Annotated in this window: 17 protein-coding genes and 1 tRNA gene; 12 read left to right on the top strand and 6 right to left on the bottom strand. The window is 68.6% G+C overall.

Annotation, left to right across the window (positions count from 1 at the left end):
* Positions 1-139: 139 nt before the first annotated feature.
* Positions 140-2,200, bottom strand: a complete 2,061-nt coding sequence (locus ACFXIV_RS19375) for a glycosyltransferase family 39 protein (RefSeq protein WP_379393680.1) — start codon at positions 2,198-2,200, stop codon at positions 140-142.
* 258 nt (positions 2,201-2,458) lie between these two features.
* The gene (locus tag ACFXIV_RS19370) at positions 2,459-3,367 is read right to left on the bottom strand and encodes a hypothetical protein (RefSeq protein ID WP_379393678.1); all 909 of its coding nucleotides are present in this window, start codon (positions 3,365-3,367) and stop codon (positions 2,459-2,461) included.
* A gap of 172 nt (positions 3,368-3,539) precedes the next feature.
* Here ACFXIV_RS19370 and ACFXIV_RS19365 point away from each other — a divergent pair, with 172 nt between their 5' ends.
* From ACFXIV_RS19365 to ACFXIV_RS19355, 3 genes are all read left to right on the top strand, one after another.
* Positions 3,540-4,637 carry a nitrilotriacetate monooxygenase gene (locus tag ACFXIV_RS19365; RefSeq protein ID WP_379393676.1) on the top strand — a complete coding sequence of 366 codons (1,098 nt, stop codon included), beginning with the start codon at positions 3,540-3,542 and terminating at the stop codon, positions 4,635-4,637.
* On the top strand, positions 4,634-5,995 hold the full coding sequence (locus ACFXIV_RS19360) for an NtaA/DmoA family FMN-dependent monooxygenase (protein WP_379393674.1): 1,362 nt from the start codon (positions 4,634-4,636) through the stop codon (positions 5,993-5,995). The genes ACFXIV_RS19365 and ACFXIV_RS19360 overlap by 4 nt, the downstream gene beginning before the upstream one ends.
* 86 nt (positions 5,996-6,081) lie before the next feature.
* Positions 6,082-7,914 (top strand): APC family permease, encoded by a 1,833-nt coding sequence (locus tag ACFXIV_RS19355; RefSeq protein WP_379393672.1) that lies wholly within the window; start codon positions 6,082-6,084, stop codon positions 7,912-7,914.
* 45 nt (positions 7,915-7,959) lie between these two features.
* Here the strand turns inward: ACFXIV_RS19355 and ACFXIV_RS19350 are convergent, their stop codons facing one another.
* Positions 7,960-8,301: a hypothetical protein gene (locus ACFXIV_RS19350; RefSeq protein WP_379393670.1), complete on the bottom strand. Its 342-nt coding sequence runs from the start codon at positions 8,299-8,301 to the stop codon at positions 7,960-7,962.
* Between the two features lie 179 nt (positions 8,302-8,480).
* Here ACFXIV_RS19350 and ACFXIV_RS19345 point away from each other — a divergent pair, with 179 nt between their 5' ends.
* From ACFXIV_RS19345 to ACFXIV_RS19320, 6 genes are all read left to right on the top strand, one after another.
* Positions 8,481-9,728: a hypothetical protein gene (locus tag ACFXIV_RS19345; protein WP_379393668.1), complete on the top strand. Its 1,248-nt coding sequence runs from the start codon at positions 8,481-8,483 to the stop codon at positions 9,726-9,728.
* Complete coding sequence (locus ACFXIV_RS19340; RefSeq protein ID WP_379393666.1) at positions 9,725-10,213, top strand: hypothetical protein; 489 nt, start codon at positions 9,725-9,727, stop codon at positions 10,211-10,213. The genes ACFXIV_RS19345 and ACFXIV_RS19340 overlap by 4 nt, the downstream gene beginning before the upstream one ends.
* A gap of 142 nt (positions 10,214-10,355) precedes the next feature.
* Positions 10,356-11,045, top strand: a complete 690-nt coding sequence (locus ACFXIV_RS19335) for an NUDIX domain-containing protein (protein ID WP_379393664.1) — start codon at positions 10,356-10,358, stop codon at positions 11,043-11,045.
* A 258-nt stretch (positions 11,046-11,303) separates the two neighbouring features.
* Entirely contained in the window at positions 11,304-12,149 is an 846-nt protein-coding gene (locus tag ACFXIV_RS19330) for a universal stress protein (protein ID WP_379380177.1), read from the top strand.
* 59 nt (positions 12,150-12,208) lie between these two features.
* Positions 12,209-12,282: transfer RNA gene (locus ACFXIV_RS19325), tRNA-Leu, on the top strand.
* Positions 12,283-12,693: 411 nt separating this feature from the next.
* Positions 12,694-12,957, top strand: coding sequence for a hypothetical protein (locus ACFXIV_RS19320; RefSeq protein WP_379393662.1), 264 nt, complete (start codon positions 12,694-12,696; stop codon positions 12,955-12,957).
* Positions 12,958-13,112: 155 nt separating this feature from the next.
* On the opposite strand, the gene ACFXIV_RS19315 is transcribed toward ACFXIV_RS19320, so the two are convergent.
* Positions 13,113-13,313 carry a DUF1918 domain-containing protein gene (locus ACFXIV_RS19315; RefSeq protein WP_379380179.1) on the bottom strand — a complete coding sequence of 67 codons (201 nt, stop codon included), beginning with the start codon at positions 13,311-13,313 and terminating at the stop codon, positions 13,113-13,115.
* Positions 13,314-13,354: 41 nt separating this feature from the next.
* Positions 13,355-13,612: an EF-hand domain-containing protein gene (locus ACFXIV_RS19310; RefSeq protein WP_379393660.1), complete on the bottom strand. Its 258-nt coding sequence runs from the start codon at positions 13,610-13,612 to the stop codon at positions 13,355-13,357.
* Between the two features lie 421 nt (positions 13,613-14,033).
* On the opposite strand from ACFXIV_RS19310, the gene ACFXIV_RS19305 reads away from it, so the two are divergent.
* The 3 genes from ACFXIV_RS19305 to ACFXIV_RS19295 all read left to right on the top strand — a co-directional run bounded on the left by ACFXIV_RS19305 (position 14,034) and on the right by ACFXIV_RS19295 (position 16,625).
* Positions 14,034-14,402, top strand: a complete 369-nt coding sequence (locus ACFXIV_RS19305) for a hypothetical protein (RefSeq protein WP_379393658.1) — start codon at positions 14,034-14,036, stop codon at positions 14,400-14,402.
* Positions 14,403-14,735: 333 nt separating this feature from the next.
* Complete coding sequence (locus ACFXIV_RS19300) at positions 14,736-15,680, top strand: NADP-dependent oxidoreductase (protein WP_379393656.1); 945 nt, start codon at positions 14,736-14,738, stop codon at positions 15,678-15,680.
* Between the two features lie 540 nt (positions 15,681-16,220).
* Entirely contained in the window at positions 16,221-16,625 is a 405-nt protein-coding gene (locus ACFXIV_RS19295; RefSeq protein ID WP_379393654.1) for a hypothetical protein, read from the top strand.
* Positions 16,626-17,282: 657 nt separating this feature from the next.
* Here the strand turns inward: ACFXIV_RS19295 and ACFXIV_RS19290 are convergent.
* A complete protein-coding gene (locus ACFXIV_RS19290; protein WP_379393652.1) occupies positions 17,283-17,843 on the bottom strand; it encodes an alpha/beta fold hydrolase in 561 nt (186 codons plus the stop codon).
* Between the last annotated feature and the right edge of the window lie 127 nt (positions 17,844-17,970).

Below are 17,970 nucleotides of genomic sequence, written 5' to 3'. Positions count from 1 at the left end.
CCGCCCCGCCCCTCGCATCCGCCGAATTCCTCTCACCGAACTGGTCGGTCCCCGGCCCGAATTCGTTCCACCCGGGCGCGAATACGACGGGCATGCACTGGTGCCCGCACCAGTGCATGCCCGTCGATGCTGTTCCCGGTCAGGGGTTGAGGTTGTAGACCTCCACGCTGCCCATCTTGGTGACGGGGTAGTTCGCTTTCACCCAGGCGGTGATCTGGGCGGACGTGGACTGATCCGACTCCGAATTGCCCGGGCCGGACTGGGGGTTGCTCGGCTGACCGGCATTCGGCCGGCCACCCCGAGAGTTGTTGTCCTGTCCGGATTCCTCGCGTTGACGCACCAGCAGGTAGCCGATCTGGTGGTCGGCGACGTACTGCTGGAACTGGGCCAGCGTCGGCGAATCGTCGCGACCGCTGAAGCCACCGACCGCGAGCAGCGCCTTGCCCGTGCTCAATTCGAGCGAACTGACGTCCTGAGCGCCGATAGCCGCTGCGGCCCAACGGGTGTCACTGCCCGCGATGAGGCCGGCGATCTGCGGGTCGGCCACGCCGCCGCGCTGGCCGGGGCCGCCACCGTGTTCGCTGCGGGGCGGACCGGCGGTCGGGCTGCCGCCATTGTGCACCTGGGCGACGGTCTCGAGGGTGTAGACGGTGGGACCGAGCAGACCGGCGAGCAGGGCGAAGACGCCGATGGCGAGCGCCAAGCGCGGCAGCTTCGGGGCGATCAGCAGCACGGCCGCGGCGACCACCGACAGCGCCACCAGCGTCCAGCGCAGCCACGGCAGCCATTCGGGGGTGCGGTGCAGCAGCACGAACGACCACCCGCCGGTGGCGAGCGACATGACCGCGAGGGTGCCGCGGGCCGCGAGATGCGTACGGCGCTGCCACAATTGGGCCGCGCCGATGCCGATCAGCGCGGCCATCGCCGGCACCAGTTCCATGGCGTAGTACGAGTGGAAGCTGCGGCTCATGTAGCTGAGCACGGCCCCGGTGACCAGCAGCCAGCCACCCCACAGCAGCAGGCCGGCGCGCACGCGATCGGTGCGCGGCAGCCGGCGGGTCAGCCACAGTCCGGCGATCAGGGCGATCAGCGCGGCGGGCAGCAGCCAGGAGAATTCGGTGGCGAGCTCACCGCTGAACAGGCGGGTGAGGCCGGGCTGCGAACCGAAACCGCCGAAGCCGCCGTGCATCTGGGACGGGTCGGCATGCTGGGCCGGATCCGGTGTGGGCATCGGGGGCGGCGTGGGCCGGTGGCCGCCGCCGTTCTTGTTCCCCAGCACCCGGCCGAGGCCGTTGTAGTCGACGGCCAGTTCCCAGAGGCTGTTGCTGGTGGAACCGCCGATGTAGGGCCGGGATCCGGCGGGCCACAGTTCGACCAGCGCCACATACCAGCCCGCGGACAGCACCAGGGCCACGCCCGCGGACGCCAATTGCGTGATGCGCGTGCGCCATCCGCCCGCACCGGCCACCAGCACCACCAGCGCGAGGCCGGGCAGCACCAGGAAGGCCTGCATCATCTTGGCGAGGAAGCCGAACCCCATGAGCACGCCCGCGCCGACCAGCCAGCCGGTGCTGCCGGACCAGAAGCGCTCGCCGCGGGCATCGATGGCCCGCACCGTGCAGTACGCGGCGGCCACCAGCAGCAGAAGCATGAGGGCGTCGGGGTTGTTGAAGCGGAACATCATGGCCGCCACCGGGGTCACCGCGAGCGCCGCACCGGCGATGAGGCCGGCGGCCGGTCCGGCCCAGCGCCGCACCGCGGCGATGAGCAGCGCCACCGCGGCCACGCCCATGAGGGCCTGCGGCGCGAACATGGACCAGGAGTTGAAGCCGAAGATGCGGCCGGACAGGCCCATCGCCCACATGGCGGCGGGCGGCTTGTCGACGGTGATGGAGTTCTGCGGGTCCAGCGACGCGAACAGCAGGGCCTTCCAGCTCTTGGTGCCGGACTGCACGGCGGCGGCGTAGTAGCCGTTACCCCAGCCCGCGCCGCCGAGGCCCCACAGGTAGACGACGGCCGTGGCGATCAGCAGCGCCAGGGTGGCCGGTCGCTCCCAGCGCGGCTGCCCGGGCGGGGTGAGCAGCGTCGCCCACCGCGACGCGCGCCTACCCTCCGACAAGGCTGCGTTGTCCTCCCCGATGGAGGCGTCGCCGCCTCCGGAGGAGGCCGCATCGCCCGCGACGCTGGTGATGGTCGACATGCCACCCGCCTTCCTGTGTTCCCAGATTCCGATTGACCTCGCGGAGCCTAGGCGGCGGGTTTTGAACCGAGCTTCAGGTCGGCTGGGAGTTCCCTGTGAGAGACGGCGAGGGCGCTTCTACCTGGGCCGACAGCAGGAAGGGCAGCCATCCGGATGCCCTTCCGCGTGTCGTCCGGCGCTGCGGACCGCGTTGTTCGGTTGTCGCGCTCCGGGGACATCGGCAGTCGCACACGGCTTCTCCGATCCGGGCCGGTGTGGTCAGACGGTGGGCAGGGTGAAGGCGGCGGTGCGGACCTTGTCGGCGTGCTTGAAGTCGAGGAACAGCCGGTAGGTGCCGCGGCCGGGAACGGCGGTGTGGAAGGTGATGTCGGGGCCGGGCGCGGTGACGCCGTCGCCGGGCTCGCCGTTCGGGTGCACGTGGACGTAGGCCAGATCGCCGGCGCGCAGGATCACCAGATGGCCGTAGGCCGCCAGGTAGGGCTGCAGATCGGTGATGGGCGCGCCGTCCTTGCGCACGGTGAGGGTGAGCAGGCGGCCCTCGCCGGGAACCAGATCACCGTCCAGGGTGACCTGGTAGCCGTCGACGGTGATGGTGCGCTTCGGCTCCGGCGCGGTGCCTGGCCGGTAGTCGCCCGCGATGGCGAAATCGGCTCCCAGCGTGATGGTCGTGCCGAGGGCGCGCGGCGCGATATCGGTGAAGGCGCGGTAGGCGCCCGCCTCTGGCAGGTTCAGCCGGACGGTCCAGGTGCCGTCGGCCTGCCGCTCCGGGTGCACGTGCCAGAAGCCGGTCAGCTCGCGCTGCACGACGATCAGGTGCAGTTCCTTGTCGTGGATGGCGTCGAAGTCGTTGACGGGCAGGCCGTCCGGGCCCAGGATGCGGAACCGGAACTCGATTTCGCCTGCGGCCACGACCTTTTCGGCGAGGTCGAGGGTGTAACCGTCCTGGGTGATCTGGAGTCCGCCCGGCAGGCCGCCGTCGTGGCCGCCGTGGGCTCCGTGCGCCTCGTGGGCCGCATGAGCCGCGTGATCGCCGTGCCCGGCGTGGGCCGCGTGATCGGCATGGTGGGCGTGAGCAGTGTGGTCGACCGGGGCCACGTGGTGAGCACTCGCGGCGTGATCGCCGTGAGCCGCGTGGTCGTGGTGTCCGGTGTGCGCCTGGGTGGTCATTTCTCTTCCCTCTCAACTGCTTCGGTGCCTTACGAAAGATCAAGTTAATACCCCCCAGGGGTATGTGCAAGATGTGCTGTTGTGAACTGGATCACCGCCGAACCGGCGCGGGTTCGGATCACCGTGACGGCAACCGTGGCCGGACGAGCACGGTTCGACAATCGTCCAACCCATGGCGAGCGAGAGCGAGTACCGAACGGGCCTGTTCGCGTTGGGAATCGAACTCGACGGGGAGGGTCACCACCCCGCCGCGTGGCATCGAGCCGAACACGAACCAGACCGTCTATTGCATCCACAGACCGTGCGCACCCGGGTCCAGGCGGCGGAGAACGCGGGCTTCACGTTCGCGACCTTCGACGATGCCCTGAACCCCGGACCCGGTCCGGGCGGGCGGCTCGATGCCACCACCCGCGCGGCCTTCGTCGCGGCCACCACCAGCACCCTCGGCCTGGTCCCGGTGTCGGCGGCGACCTACGCGGAGCCGTTCCACCTGTCGTCGCAGCTGGCCTCGCTGGACTATGCCGCGCGCGGCCGGGCCGGCTGGCTGGCCGTCGACGAGCCGGGCGCGGCCCGGGCCTGGGGAGCCACCGCCCGCGAGATCCCGGCCGAGATCCGGCGCGAGCGCGTCGATGCCGTCGAAGTCGCACGGCGACTGTGGGATTCGTGGGAGGACGACGCGGTCGTCCGCGACTACGCGGCCGGGAAGTTCCTGGACCGCGACAAGCTGCACTACATCGATTTCATCGGCGAGACCTTCTCGGTGAAGGGCCCGGCCATCGTGCCCCGGCCGCCACAGGGGCAGGTCGTCGTATTCGGCTACGGCGCAGCGGGAACCGAGGGCATCGATGTGGCACTGGTGAGCGGAACCACGCTGCCCGAGATTCACGAGGCGATCGAGAGCGCCCGAGCGGAAGGGGTTTCGCGCGTACTCGTGGATATCGAGGTCACCCTGGACACGCCGACCGCGACCGCTGCGGAACGCCGCACGGATCTGGACAGTCACGGCGACCCCGGATCCACTGGGCGACTGTCCTTTTCGGGCTCGCACTCCGAGCTGACCGCCCGGCTCACCGAGCTGGCCCCGATCGCCGACGGCGTCCGCCTGCATCCGGCCGTCATCGACGAGGACCTTCCCGTCCTCGCCCGTTATGTCCTCCCCGCCCTGCTGCGCGCGGGTCTCGCTCATCGCCCGGTCCCCGGTTCGACGCTGCGCGCGAATCTGGGCCTGGCCCGCCCCGCCAATCGCTACGTCAAGGAGCTCGCCCGATGACCGAGGTCCCCTTCCCCGGCGCCCAGGTGCATTTCGGGGTCTTCTTCCAGGGTGTCAATCACCACACCGTCTGGGCGGATCCGAGCAGCGGTTCGCAGATCGACTTCGAGACCTTCCGCCGGGTCGCCACCACCGCCGAGCGCGGCCTGTTCGACGCCTTCTTCCTGGGTGAGGGCCTGCGCCTGCGCGAACAGGACGGGCAGCTGCTGGACACCGATATCGCCGGACGGCCCGACGCCATCACGCAATTGGCGGCGCTGGCGGGAATCACCACGCGAATCGGCCTGGTGGCCACGCAGAATGCCACCTACAACGAGCCCGCCGATCTGGCGCGCCGGCTGGCGAGCCTGGATGTGCTGTCGGGCGGGCGCGCGGGGTGGAATGTGGTGACCACCGACAATGCCTGGACCGGTGAGAATTTCCGGCGCGGCGGATTCCTGGATCACACCCGGCGCTACGAGCGCGCCGCCGAATTCCTGAGCCTGGCACGGGAGATCTGGGATGCCTGGTCCGGCAATGCCATTGCCGCGACCCGCGAGCACGAGAGCTGGCTGCACCCCGGTGCGGTGCGCGTGGTCGAACGCGACAGCGCGCAATTCAAGGTCGCGATCACCCCGACGGTGCCGCGGAGTCCGCAAGGTCATCCGGTGATCTTCCAGGCGGGTGTCTCCCCCGCCGGTCGCGATTTCGCGGCCGCGCAGGCGGAGGTCATCTTCTCCCCCTTCGGCACCGATTTCGATCCGGCCCTGGAATTCGCGAACGATATTCGTGCCCGGCTCGCCGCGGCGGGGCGGCCCGCCGACGATATCCGGATTCTGCCCGGCACCCAGATCGTGCTGGCCGAGACCGCCGCCGAGGTCGAGGAGAAGCGGCGCTGGGTGCTGGAGCAGCAGATCACCGGCGCGACGGCGCTCTCGCTGGCGGGGCAGGTGTGGGGACGGGATCTGTCGCACCTGGATCCGGACGGCCCGCTGCCCGCGGAAGATCCGGCGCCGTCGGTGATTTCGTCCACCCGCGGCGCGCAGCGGGACGGGCAGGACCGCGGGGTGATCGTGGCGCAGTGGCGGGCGCTGGCGGAGTCGAAGGGGCTGACGCTGCGGCAGGTGGCCGTCGAGACCACGGCCCGTTTCGGTTTCGCGGGCACGCCGGGGCAGGTCGCCGATGAGCTCACCCGCTGGGTGCGGCACGGCGCGAGCCACGGCTTCAACATCACCCCGTGGCGGGTTCCGGCCGGTCTGGACGAGATCGTGGACCTGCTGATCCCCGAACTCCAGGAACGCGGTTCGTATCGGACCGCCTACACCGGTGTCACCCTGCGCGAACACCTGGGCCTGCGCCCGCCCCTCACCCGGCGCTGACGCCCGCTCACCGCTCCGCGCAAAAATACGCCGGAAGGCGGTGTCATACCGCTTGGTCCGGGCGGCGGCCGCGTTCAATGAGGGCCGTGGTCGAGACACTCGAGACTCCGAAGAAGCATCCGCTGACCGTCGACCGGCGGCTGCGCCGCGATCAGCGCGGGGACGCCTATCGGCTGACCGCGCTGGGCGGGCTCGCGGCGCTGTCGCTGGACGCCCTGTCGAGCGTGGCCTACGGCCCGGAAGCCATTGTGCTGGCGCTGATTCCGGCCGGGATCGGGGCGGTGTCGTGGACGCTGCCGGTGTCGCTGGCCATCACGGCGCTGCTGCTCGTGCTGGTGCTGTCGTATCGGCAGGTCATCGCGGTGCACCCGGATGGCGGCGGCGCGTACGCGGTGGCCAAGAAGGATCTCGGGCGCGGGGCCGCGCTGCTGGCGGCGGCCAGCCTGGTCGTCGACTACGTGCTGACCGTGGCGGTCAGCCTGGCGGCGGGCGCGGCCAGCCTGGCCAGCGCCTTCCCCGCCCTGGCCGATCATCTGCTGCTGGTGACGCTGCTCGGGCTGGTGGTGCTGACGGTGCTGAACCTGATCGGCATCGCGGAATCAGCCAAGGTGCTGATGGGGCCGACCATCGTGTTCGTGCTGGCCATCTTCGCGGTCATCGCCGGCGGCTTCCTGCACCACGATCCGGTGGCGGTCATCGGCACCGATCAGGGTCCGGTGGAGCCGGTCGAGGCGGTGGGAATCGTGTTGCTGCTCAAGGCGTTCTCGGCCGGCTGCTCGGCGCTGACCGGTGTCGAGGCCATCGCCAACGCGGTGCCCGCCTTCCGCACGCCCGCGGTGAAACGCGCCCAGCACACCGAGATGGCGCTGGGCGCGCTGCTGGGGATCATGCTGATCGGGCTGTCGCTGCTCATCCGGCAGTACCACATGGTGCCGCGCGGGGACGTGACGATTCTGGCGCAGCTCTCGGCGGCCGCGTTCGGCACCGGCTGGATGTTCTATCTGACCAATATCGCGGTGACCGTGGTGCTGGTGCTGGCCGCCAACACCAGTTTCGGCGGACTGCCGGTGCTGCTGTCGCTGCTGGCCAAGGACCACCGGGTGGCGCACGCCTTCGCCATGCGGTCGGAGCGGCCGGTATTCCGGTACGGCGTGGGCGCGCTGGCGATCCTGGCGGCGATCGTGCTGCTCATCGTGAAGGCGGACACGCATCGGCTGCTGCCGGTGTTCGCGATCGGCGTGTTCATCGGATTCACCATCAGCCAGATCGGTCTGGTGCGGCACTGGCGGGAGGTGCGCGGGCCGGGCTGGCTGCCGCGCGCGCTGCTCAATGGTTTCGGCGCGGTGCTCACCGCTGTCGCCGGGGTGGTGCTGATGCTGGAGAAGTTCCGCGAGGGCGCATGGCTGCTGTTGATCATCATCCCCGCCCTGGTACTGCTGTTCGCGCGCACCGAGGACTACTACGCGCAGGTCGCGAAGGTGCTGGAGCTGGGCCGGATTCCGGCCACGCCGGCGCCCGGCACGAAGACCAGCCTCATCGTGGTGCCGGTGGTGGCCGTCAGCGCGCTCACCGAGCAGGCCCTGACCACCGCGCTGCGACTGGACGGCGAGGTGGTGGCGGTGGCGGTGGCCATCGAACCGGACTCGGCGAAACATCTTGGGGCGCAATGGAAGAAATGGAATCCGGGCGTGCCGCTCATGGTGCTGCCCGCTCCGAACCGCAGCCTGGTGGCCACGCTGGTCGGGTACGTGCGCAAGCAGACGGCCAAGGGCCACCAGGTGACGGTGCTGCTCACCCAGGTCGAGACGCGCCGCTGGTGGCATCGGCTGCTGCACAATCCGCGCGGGCCGGTGCTCACCGCCGCGCTGCGCGCCCGCACCGATGCCGTGGTGGCGACCCTGGCCGTGCGAGTGGATTGATCACGGCCGCGCGGGAGGCGAATCGTCCGCTATGTCCGGGACTCGCTACGCCTCGTGGCGCTCCGGGACCTGCCCCGTGGCATAGCGGGCGTAGGTGTTCTCCGGGTTCACCGTGATGATGTCGGCGACGGCCACCAGATCGGCAGGTACGCAACCTCCTTCGAAATGATCGACGCTGGGTACGATGACGGCCTCCAGGTCGAGCCGTGAGACCAGCATGCGGAGCCGTTGCACCGGCCGGTCGGTCCGCGGGCCGAACACCACCGTTCTGCGCAGGTCGTAGCCGAGCCGGTGGGCCAATCCGCGTATCCGGGCCTCATCCCATTGCAGACGTTCGCCGGATATGTCGCTCCGCAACCATCCGATCGCACTGGGTTCCGATGTCATGGCTATCCCTCGGGGGTTTTCGCTGCCGGCCACTGTGCCGACTTCAACGTTGGTCCGCCGCAGGCGATTGATCGATGGCGTGCGATGGGGAAAGTACGGGGCAAATGAGGGTCATGGCGGCACGGCAAATCTGTGGAAAGCCTATTCTCGGGAGAGGTCCAGCAGAGAGGCCGCATGCCGTGACCGGACGGAACGAGCTGCTCATCGAGGCTCGGCTGCGCATGGAATCACCCGGAGCGCCGGGACAATCGATGACTCGCCGGGAGTTGGCCGACGCCGTCAACGACCAGGTCTTCCGGGCCACCAGCAAGCGCGGGGCCGTCGACGAACGGCACGTCGGCAAGTGGGAGCGAGGCGAAACGACGTGGCCCAGAAGGCATTACCGATCCGCACTGCGTGCGGTCCTGAACGTGGCGACCGATGCCGAACTCGGCTTCAGCACGCCGCATCACGCGGTGGATGACGAGCCCGTGAACCGCAAGCAATTCCTGTCCAGCGCACTCGTGGTGACCACGAACGTGGTGCTGTCGAACTCCGCGCCAACCGAATCCGAGCTCATCGACACCATGGCCGGACCGACCGCCAACTATCGGCGGATGGAATCCTCGGTGCCCTCGGATCGGCTGGCGCCGGTGGTGGACGCGCACCTCGATCTGGTGGCGGGGGTGGTGCGGGATCGGCTGCGCACCTCCGGCGGCTTCCGGGCGCTGTCCGAAATCGCCGGGCTGGCAGCGTGGCTGGCGGCCGACCGCGGTGACGACGCGGCGGCGCGGCGGCGCTACGTGGAGGCGATCCGCCATGCCGAGCGCACGCATCATCCGCTGCTGGTCTCGTACATGACCGCCAGCCTCGGGCACTACGCGGTCGAAATGGGTGATGCCCGAGCGGGTTTGACCCTGTTGCGCACTGCCGCCGCGCAGCTGGGGCGCGAGGCGCCCGACAGCGCCGGGGCGTGGATGTCGTCGCTGCTGGCCGTCGCCTACGCCGCGACCGGGGATCGCGCCGGTGCGCTGGGGGCGTTGCGGCGGGCAGAGCGGCTGGTGGATCGGCAGCGTGGAGAACCGCAGTGGCCGTGGGTGTTCGTCTTCGACGGGCCCAAGGCGGCGCGGTATCAGGCCAGCGCGCTGACCCGGCTGGGCGACAATCGCGCGGCACACCTCGCCTTCGAGAACGCGGACTCCGCGCTGACCGCCGAGAAGCCGCGCGCACTGGCCAAGGTCGAGCACGCCCAGGTGCTGGCGCGCAGCGGCGACATCGAGGCGGGCTGCGCATTGGCGGCCGAGGCGCTGCTGGTCGGTCTCACCTATCACAGCGAGCGAATCACCCGCCTGGCCAGGGCATTCCGCGCCGATCTGCCCGCGCGTACCGTCGAGGCGAGGGCACTCGACGACGCCCTCGCGACCCTCTACGGACGAGACGATCGATGACGAGCGTCGCCATCACCGGCCATCGCGGGCTGCCTGCGGCCACGCTCGCCCTGGTGGATCGGGTGCTGCGACTGGAGGTGGCGCTGCGCATCCGGCCCGGCGGCCCGCCCCCGGTCGGGGTGAGCTGCCTGGCCGACGGGCCGGATTCGCTCTTCGCGCAGGCGATCCTGGATGCCGGCGGTGTACTGATCGCGGTCGTCCCGGCCCGGCGGTACCGGGCGAGCCTGCCCGCATTCCATCACCCGGTCTACGACCATCTCCTCACCGCCGCCGACCGGGTCATCGAACTGGACCGCGAGGAATCGAACCCCGAGGCGCACCAGGCCGGCAGCCTCCGCATGCTCGACGAGGCCGGGGAGCTGCTGGCGGTGTGGGACGGACTGCTCGCGCGCGGTTTCGGCGGCACCGCAGATGTGGTGGCGACGGCCCGCGCGCGCGACATGCCCGTGACGGTGGTGTGGCCCGAGGGCGCCGAGCGGCCGTGACCCGCCCGCCGATCACCAGCCGGCGGACCCGCGAAGTCACACGGGAAGTGTTCTCCGAGAACGACGCCGAACAGGTTGTCGACCTCGTACTGAACGGGCTGCTGCACTTCCGCTGACGCGATCACCACTCGAAGATGGGTTCGTGCGCGGCGACGGTAATGGGTGGTTTCGCGATCTCGACGGGGTGCGGCACTGGGGGCGGTACGGCGCGGCCGGGCTGCTCCTGCGGGTTCCGCTGGCCGAATCAGATTCCAGCGCAGTGCTTCTGCAATTGCGGGCGCGAGGGCGAGCGGGGACGCGGGGGACGTGGACGATTCCGGGTGGCGCGTGCGACAGCCACGAGAGCGCAGTGGAGGCCGCGTTGCGGGAGGCATGGGAGGAGACGGGAATCGATCCCGGGCGGGTGGTGATTCGCGGGGAGCGGGTCACCACCCGGGTGCCGGGTGGGTGGACTTTCACCACGGTCGTCGGGGACGCGCGCACCGCAGCGCCGGTGCGACCCGACCACGAGACGCACGCGGTGCGGTGGGTTCCGGAGAGCGAGGTCGCCGCGCTGCCCCTGCATCCGGATTTCAGGGAGGCGTGGCCGCGGCTGCGGGCGGAGCCGGTGTATCTGCTGCTGGACAACGGCTTTCATCGCGGGGCGGGGCAGGTGCTGCCGCGGACGGTGGAGGTTTCGGGGCAGGGCTTCGTATGGCTGCATCGATCGGGCGAACCAACCGGTCGCACTACCCGATTCGTCACCGGCCCACTCCCGTACTACCAGCGTCCGGGCGAGCAGCTGCTGCTGCACCGGGGCCAAGTCTTCCCCGAATCCGTCACACCGTCTTGACCTCAATGGAGGTTGAGGTACCAGGATGCCTGCATGGGCTGCTCGCAGCCCGGCCCCGCGGCCCCGCCGAGTCCCCGTACACCCCTCGGCGGGGCCGCGGGTGCGTTCCGCCGCCGGTCCGGGACCTGGCCGGAATTCGCGTGACCCGGATCGCGGTGCCGCTCGGCCGCGGCGGGCCCGCGTCGGCGTAGGGTCGATAGCGACCGCTCAGCTATCCCGCAGCCGCACCGCGTGATTCACGATGGGAGAGGACTCAGCATGTCGACAGGGGAAGCCGTCATCGTCGCCGTGGACGAATCGGCCGGTTCGGCCGTCGCCTGGGCGGCCCACACCGCCGCCCTGCACCACGCGCCCCTGCACCTGCTGCGCGTCCTCGAGATCACCCCCGACCAGGGTCTGGGCCTGGGCACCACGATCACCACCGAGGACTACTCCAGGCTCGAGGAACACGGCAACTGGCTGCTGGAAACCGCCGCCGAAGAAGCCGCCAAGATCTCCCCCGGCCTCACGGTCACCACCGAATTGAGCGCCGGCGCCGTGGTCCCCACCCTCCTCGAACGCACCCGCGACGCCCGCATGGTCGTGGCCGGCGCCCGCGGCGGCGGCACCCTGCGCCGCGCCCTGCTCGGCTCGGTCAGCTCGGTCCTCGCCCGCCGCTCCCACTGCCCGTTCGTCGTGGTCCGAGACGGCGTCCCCCTACCCCCCGATCTGCTCACCCGCCCCATCCTGGTCGGCGTCGACGGCACCAAGATCAGCGAGCCCGCCATCGCGGCGGCCCTCGACGAAGCCTCGGTCCGCGGCGTGGCCGTCATCGCCCTGCACGCCGAAGGCGCCTCCGACGACCCCGAAATGGACGCCCTCGACGACTACGTCCTCGCGGAGAGCCTGGCCGGCTGGCAGGAGCGCTACCCCAACGTCCGCATAGACCGCGAAACCTCCCACGACAGCCCCGAGCGCTCCCTCCTCGAACTCTCCTCCAGCACCCAGCTTCTGGTGGTGGGCACCCGAGGCCGAGGCGGCTTCGTCAGCAAGGTCTTCGGCTCCACCAGCCAATCCCTCCTGCTCCGCGTCCAAACCCCCATCATGATCGCCCCCACCCCCTGACCCGCCCCCCAAATACCTGCTACCAGCACGACCGTACGGCTCGGTAGTCTGACCCAGACGCCCCCGTAGCCCAATTGGCAGAGGCAGCGGACTTAAAATCCGCCAAGTGACGGTTCGAGCCCGTCCGGGGGCACCTAGGAAACCACTGGTAGGCCGAGTTTTTCGGGGTCGTTCGGTTGATCTTGTCCGGTCTGCGTCCGCAGCAGCTTGCGCGCCCGCGTTCATTGCTGTCGCCACTGCGGCGCCGGCGCTGATCGCGAGCGATGCGGCGGTGTGGCGCAGGCCGTGGGGAACCATCCCGGTCACTCCGACCGCCTGCGTGGCTTGGTCGAAGGCCCACCGGAATTCGCCGAGCGGCAGATACTCACCCTTGCGGCTCTCGAAGGCGAGCGCGCCGAGGTCACGGTTGTCGAGGAAGGCACCGAGTTCCTTGGCAAGGAACTCCGGGACCGGCACGGTGCGAGATCAGCTGGGACTGAGGCGTTTAAAGCCTAAATGGGGTGCCGGTATTGACACCGATCTGTCCCCGTCGCACGCTGCGGCGATGACAATTTTCTTGGTCATCGTGATCGCGTTCTTCACGCTGCTGTTCGCCTACGCGATTCGCACCATGATCGTCCACCGCGACACCCGGCCGCGCGCCCGCCAGCGCGGCGGCGCCCTGAACGACTTCGGAATCTCGTCCGACACATCACAATCCGGATTTCCGCCCCACCACGGTGGTCACCACCACCATGGCGGCCACCACCACGGTGGCCACTCCGACAGCGGCGGCCACCACACCACCGGCGGCTGGACGGATTGTTGACCTGCCACGACGGCAGCGGCAGGGTGTCAGTCTTCTTGGGCCCGAACCAATTCCGTGACACGCGGATGAACGGGTAGCGGCCCGGGTGTCCTCGACCGATTCCACGGTCGCATGCTCGCCCTCGATGGTGAGTGCGGCCTATACCGGCACTGACCCTACTTCGTATCCGATGCCCTGCGATGGTCCACGACGGAGTCCGGCCCCGGGGACATGATGGTCTCGTGGCCTCTATCGTCTCGTACTCGGTAGGGAGGATTGCCTTTGGAGCCGAGCACTTCGACGATCTCGACAGTGTGTGTTTGCTGTCCGACGACTCGGCCGTGGATGATCAGCCGATCGCCCTTGGATGCATGCATGAACGACCTCCTAACCCTTCACCTGAGTGCAATTGCATTACTTAGGAGTTGGCCTCGTGAGCATCGAGAGCCGCGATGAACTCTTCGACGGTGAGCTGACTGTTCTGGTCCACATCGGACTGTGCGAACCAGTCCGCGACAGCGTCCAGGTTGGCGAAACCCAGGCCCAGGACGTCGATCTCCCCCGCGCTGCTGGTCTTTATGCGCAGGGCGGTGATCAGTTCCCCGCGAGTGAGTGCACCGTTCTTGCCGAGGTCGAGCGCATCGAAGAGCTTCCGCGCCTCCACCTGATCCACCATTGCGCAGCCCCTGTTCTCCAGTGTGGTGCTAGGTCGTCGGATTCCTCACCACCACACCAGGTTCCGGTGTGGTGTCGTAGGAGTCGGCCACAGACCTCAGCGCCTCCCGCATCGCCCTCCCACTACGGGCTCGCCAGTTGTCGGCATTCGGTCCGGGTCCACTACGACAGTGTCGCACCGAGTCCGCGCCGGCGACGGAGGTCTGCCGTCGTCGGGCGTTTCCGCGCGCCGCCGGGGAGAAGAAAGCCGCCCTCGCCGGCCATAACGCTGAGGCTTCCTGGCACACCGCTCGTGACAGCGTGTCGGCGCGTCAGCGGGTGCGGGCGCGCGGGATCTTCTAGCGTCGGGTCAGCAAGGGGATGCGGCAGCGTGGGCAGCGGCCGCCTGGCTGGGCTCGTGTTCGACGGCGAGGAGTGCAAACTTGAACACGTTTTGGGATTACGCAGCCGTGCCGCTTTTAGGGATAGCCATCACGGTGGTCTTCTGGCTGATGGTCTGGATCGCGGTCTCCGTCGCTCGTGTCCGGTCGGGAGGGCGGTCCCGGTTGGGCCGCGTCAACGTCTTCGATGCGACGCTAGGAAGATTGCCACAGCGGCGGGGCTGGAGGCGACAAGTACTCGGCCTGATGTTGCTCGTCTATGTCCCCATCGTGGCATGTGGGGTGGTGTCAAAGGTTCTCGGAGTGATCCCCGACTGGGGGTTGGGAGCGATCGTCGTTGGTGGCGCCGGCGTGGCAGCGACCGTGTCCCGTGTGTGGTTCCTGATGCGTGCGTGGACGTCCAATGAGTAGCGTCGCGTGGCGTCATCCCGTAGGTCGTCGGCGACGCGGGCTATGAACGAAGTAGGGGCGTCGATTTCGGCCCGTAACGGGAACATGCTGCCTGACAACACACTTCGGAACCGAAGGATCGCCCGCAGGTGCTAAGCGTGCTTTTCGCGTCACTGGCCCTCACGGGCCGAAGCCTGCTTCACGCTCAATCCCGGCGTCGACGAACAGTTCTGGCCGACACAGGAGTAGTTCGGCCCCATCGCCGCCGCCTCACTTATTACGTGACATGTAGGCACCGCAACTTGACCCCCGACAGAGTATGGCCGCACGGCCTGGATACAGGGAGGTATTCACATGAAGGCGATTGTGGTGACGGACCAGGCCGCCGGAACGGCCGGGATGACGTTGGTGGAGCGGCCCGATCCGGATGCGGCGAGGTTCGCTGGCCTCTCGGGCGCGAGCTACGGCGATGTCGTCGTTGAGGTTCATGCGTCGGGATTCACTGGGGATGAGTTGGAGTGGCCCTCGACCTGGATCGATCGGCTCGGCCGGGACCGGACGCCGTCGATCCCCGGCCACGAGCTGGCCGGGGTGGTCAGAGTTCTCGGCTACGGCACAACCGGCCTGTCGGTGGGGCAGCGGGTGTTCGGGCTCACGGACTGGACTCGCGACGGCACGCTGGCGGAGTACGTAGTCGTCGAGGCACGCAATCTCGCGCCGCTGCCGGGCGACATCGACTTCACGGTGGGCGCGGGCGTCGCAATGGCGGGCTTGACCGCGTGGCAGGGGCTGTTCGATCACGGCCGTCTTCAGGCGGGGCAGCGCGTCCTCGTGCACGGTGCGGCCGGCGTAGTCGGGTCGATGGCAACCCAGCTCGCACGTGAGGCCGGCGCCTACGTCATCGGCACCGGGCGTGCGGCCGGCCGACAGACCGCGCTCGACTTCGGGGCGCACGAGTTCGTCGACCTTCAGAACGACTCTCTGGAAGACATCGGCGGAGTCGATCTGGTCTTCGATGTACTCGGCGGAGACATCCAGAAACGGTCCGCGGATCTCGTTCGAGCCGGAGGAACGCTGGTGACCGTCACCGGGCCGCCCGAGGCTCGACCCGCCCACGGACTGGCGATCGACTTCGTCGTCGTATCCGACCGTGCTCAGTTGGGCGAGATCGCCCAGCGGGTGCGAGACGGACGAGTGCGGACGAACATCGGCACAGTTGCGACCCTCGACGACGCCGTCGCCGCCTTCAACCCGACCAAGCGACGCAAGGGAAAGACAGTCATCCGCGTTCGTCCGTGAGCACCCGGGATAGCGACCGGTCCCGCCCTCCTGTGGATCAGCATCATCGGCATGGCCAGGCCGGTGAGGGGCCGATTGGTCCGCCGCAGATTCGGGATAAGGCCGACGGCACCTCGGTTTCCGCCACTGTCCGAGTCGGGGGTGTCGGCTTCGGATCTGAACTCTTAGGAGTTCGTCGTCTACCCATCCGGCGTCGATGTGTCTCAGGTAGTGCAGAGTCGAGGGCACCTTCACCCTTCTCATGCCACCTACAACCTTCTGTAAGGAGAATCGTCCGCGGCGGGTGCCCGCGCGTTCGGAAAACGATCACCTGCCGAACACGAACACTCCTGCCAGGCGAGGGGCGTTCCCATAGCTGATGGTGTTCGGAAAGTCGTTCGTTTCGGGCCGAGTCGGCTCGGCAGGTCGTCGGGTGCGCCGCGGACACGGTCGTACGACTCCCCCGAGCCGGGGACCACGCGGTGGCACTCGACAACTGCCCCAGGAACGGGGGGCACTCAATCCTGTTTCAAATAAAACAATTTCACATATCTTCCGTTGGTGAACACCAACAGCCGCATGCTCCGGGTCGGGCTGGCAGCCCTCGCGCTCGCCGCGACCCTGTCGACCGTTGCAGGCCCCGCCGCAGCCGACATCCCCCTCGTGTCACCCTCGTCGAGCACGTCCGATATCGCCGGCGTCCCGACCGGAAATGGGCAAGGAACCCCGATAACCGGTTCGGCCTCCGGTTCGGCGAGCGGAAGCCAGCAGCTCATCAACCCCCTCAGTGCCGCGCCGGTCGGAAGCAACACGGTCGCGGGCACGATCCTCGATGCCCTGGGGTACTCCGCCTGCTCGAACCTGAACGGCACCTCCCGCCCGGGCACTGCCCTGGGCACCATGGCCGCGCTGTTGATCGCCCTCACCACCGGCACCCTGTACGGGTCCCCGGGGTGCCCGTCATAACCGGAAACCGCACAGTCCGAACCGGATTCGCCGTCCCCGTCCTCGCCGCCACCGCGGGGACCCGCCACGGCCGACATCCCCGTCGGTAAACATGCGGAGGGTGTGGCGGTGGAGCCCGGCACCCACACCGCCTACAACACCAGCTACTACGACGCGACGGTGTCGGTGATCGTGGGGGCGTGACGGTGCGGATACGACGCTTCCTGCTCCCCAACACCGCCGGCGAACCCCTGTGCGCCCCACCGCTCCTCACATTTTCGGGCACAAAACGAGAACCCGCACAAGTTCTTGTGTCGGTGTGGGATACACCCGTGCCCGGCACCCTCGATCCCCTTGCACGGCCGTCGGAATAGAGTCCGCGCCGGTTCTTCCGACACTTGCCGGTGTCGGTTCTTGGACTCCAGCCCGGCGCATTCCCACGCGCAGAAGGGATTCGGCGAACGATGCACGCGCGTGTCTGACCGCGCGGGGTGACGAGTTGTTCGAGCTCACCGATGCGGTGCTATGCGCGCAGGGCGCGGTGCGGTCGGTGGTGGAGTCGACGTGACCCCGGAGCATCGCCGTGAGCACGGGGCGCTCTACGACCGCCTCAACGACGGTTACCGCAGCAACCTATCTGGACGTGGCATTAGCCGATCAGAGGATTTGTGATGATCCTCAACTGCTGAGGAATCCGGTCAGTTCCGTGTCGACGGCGGCGGGGTCGTCCTCATGGGCATTGTGGCCCGCGCCTGCGAGCATTCGCAATGTCGATGTGGGGATCAGGTGTGCGAGTTGCTGTGCCTGCGATGGGCTTATGACGCGATCCTGTTCTCCCCAGAGGATCAGGGTGCGCGCTCTGATCGTGCTTGCTTCCCATTGCACCTGGGACAGATCGAGATTGCGTGGCTGCTTCCACATCGCCGTGCGGTTCTCGTCGTGGCTCTGCGGGATCCAATAGGTGTCCGCCAGTTCCTTCGTCAATTCCTCGGGGCGGGCGTACGCATCGCGCAGTCCCGCCACGTAGATGTCCTCGGTCATCACACGCGTGGCCAGTTCGCCCAGGACGGGCGTGCGCATCAGCTGCATGTTCACATTGAGCTCGGTATCCAGAACAAGCGGTGAGATGAGCACCAGCTGATCCACCTGCGAGGGATATCGTGCGGCGAAATCCACGGCGACCGAACCGCTCAGGGAATGTGCCAGTACGGACGCACGGGCAATGCCGACCGCGGACATGAACAGCCGCAGATGACTGGGCCCCGATGGCGGGTCCACCGGCTATGCGAGTTGTAGCCGTTGCTCGAACTCGGTCGGTGACCATTGCTGCCGGAATGCTTGCGGGGTAAGGAAACCCAGCGATCCG

The organism is Nocardia sp. NPDC059236 (genome assembly GCF_042754085.1).
Taxonomy (GTDB): domain Bacteria; phylum Actinomycetota; class Actinomycetes; order Mycobacteriales; family Mycobacteriaceae; genus Nocardia.
Note: the sequence above shows the minus strand (reverse complement) of the source record. Positions and strands in the feature narration are given on the sequence as shown.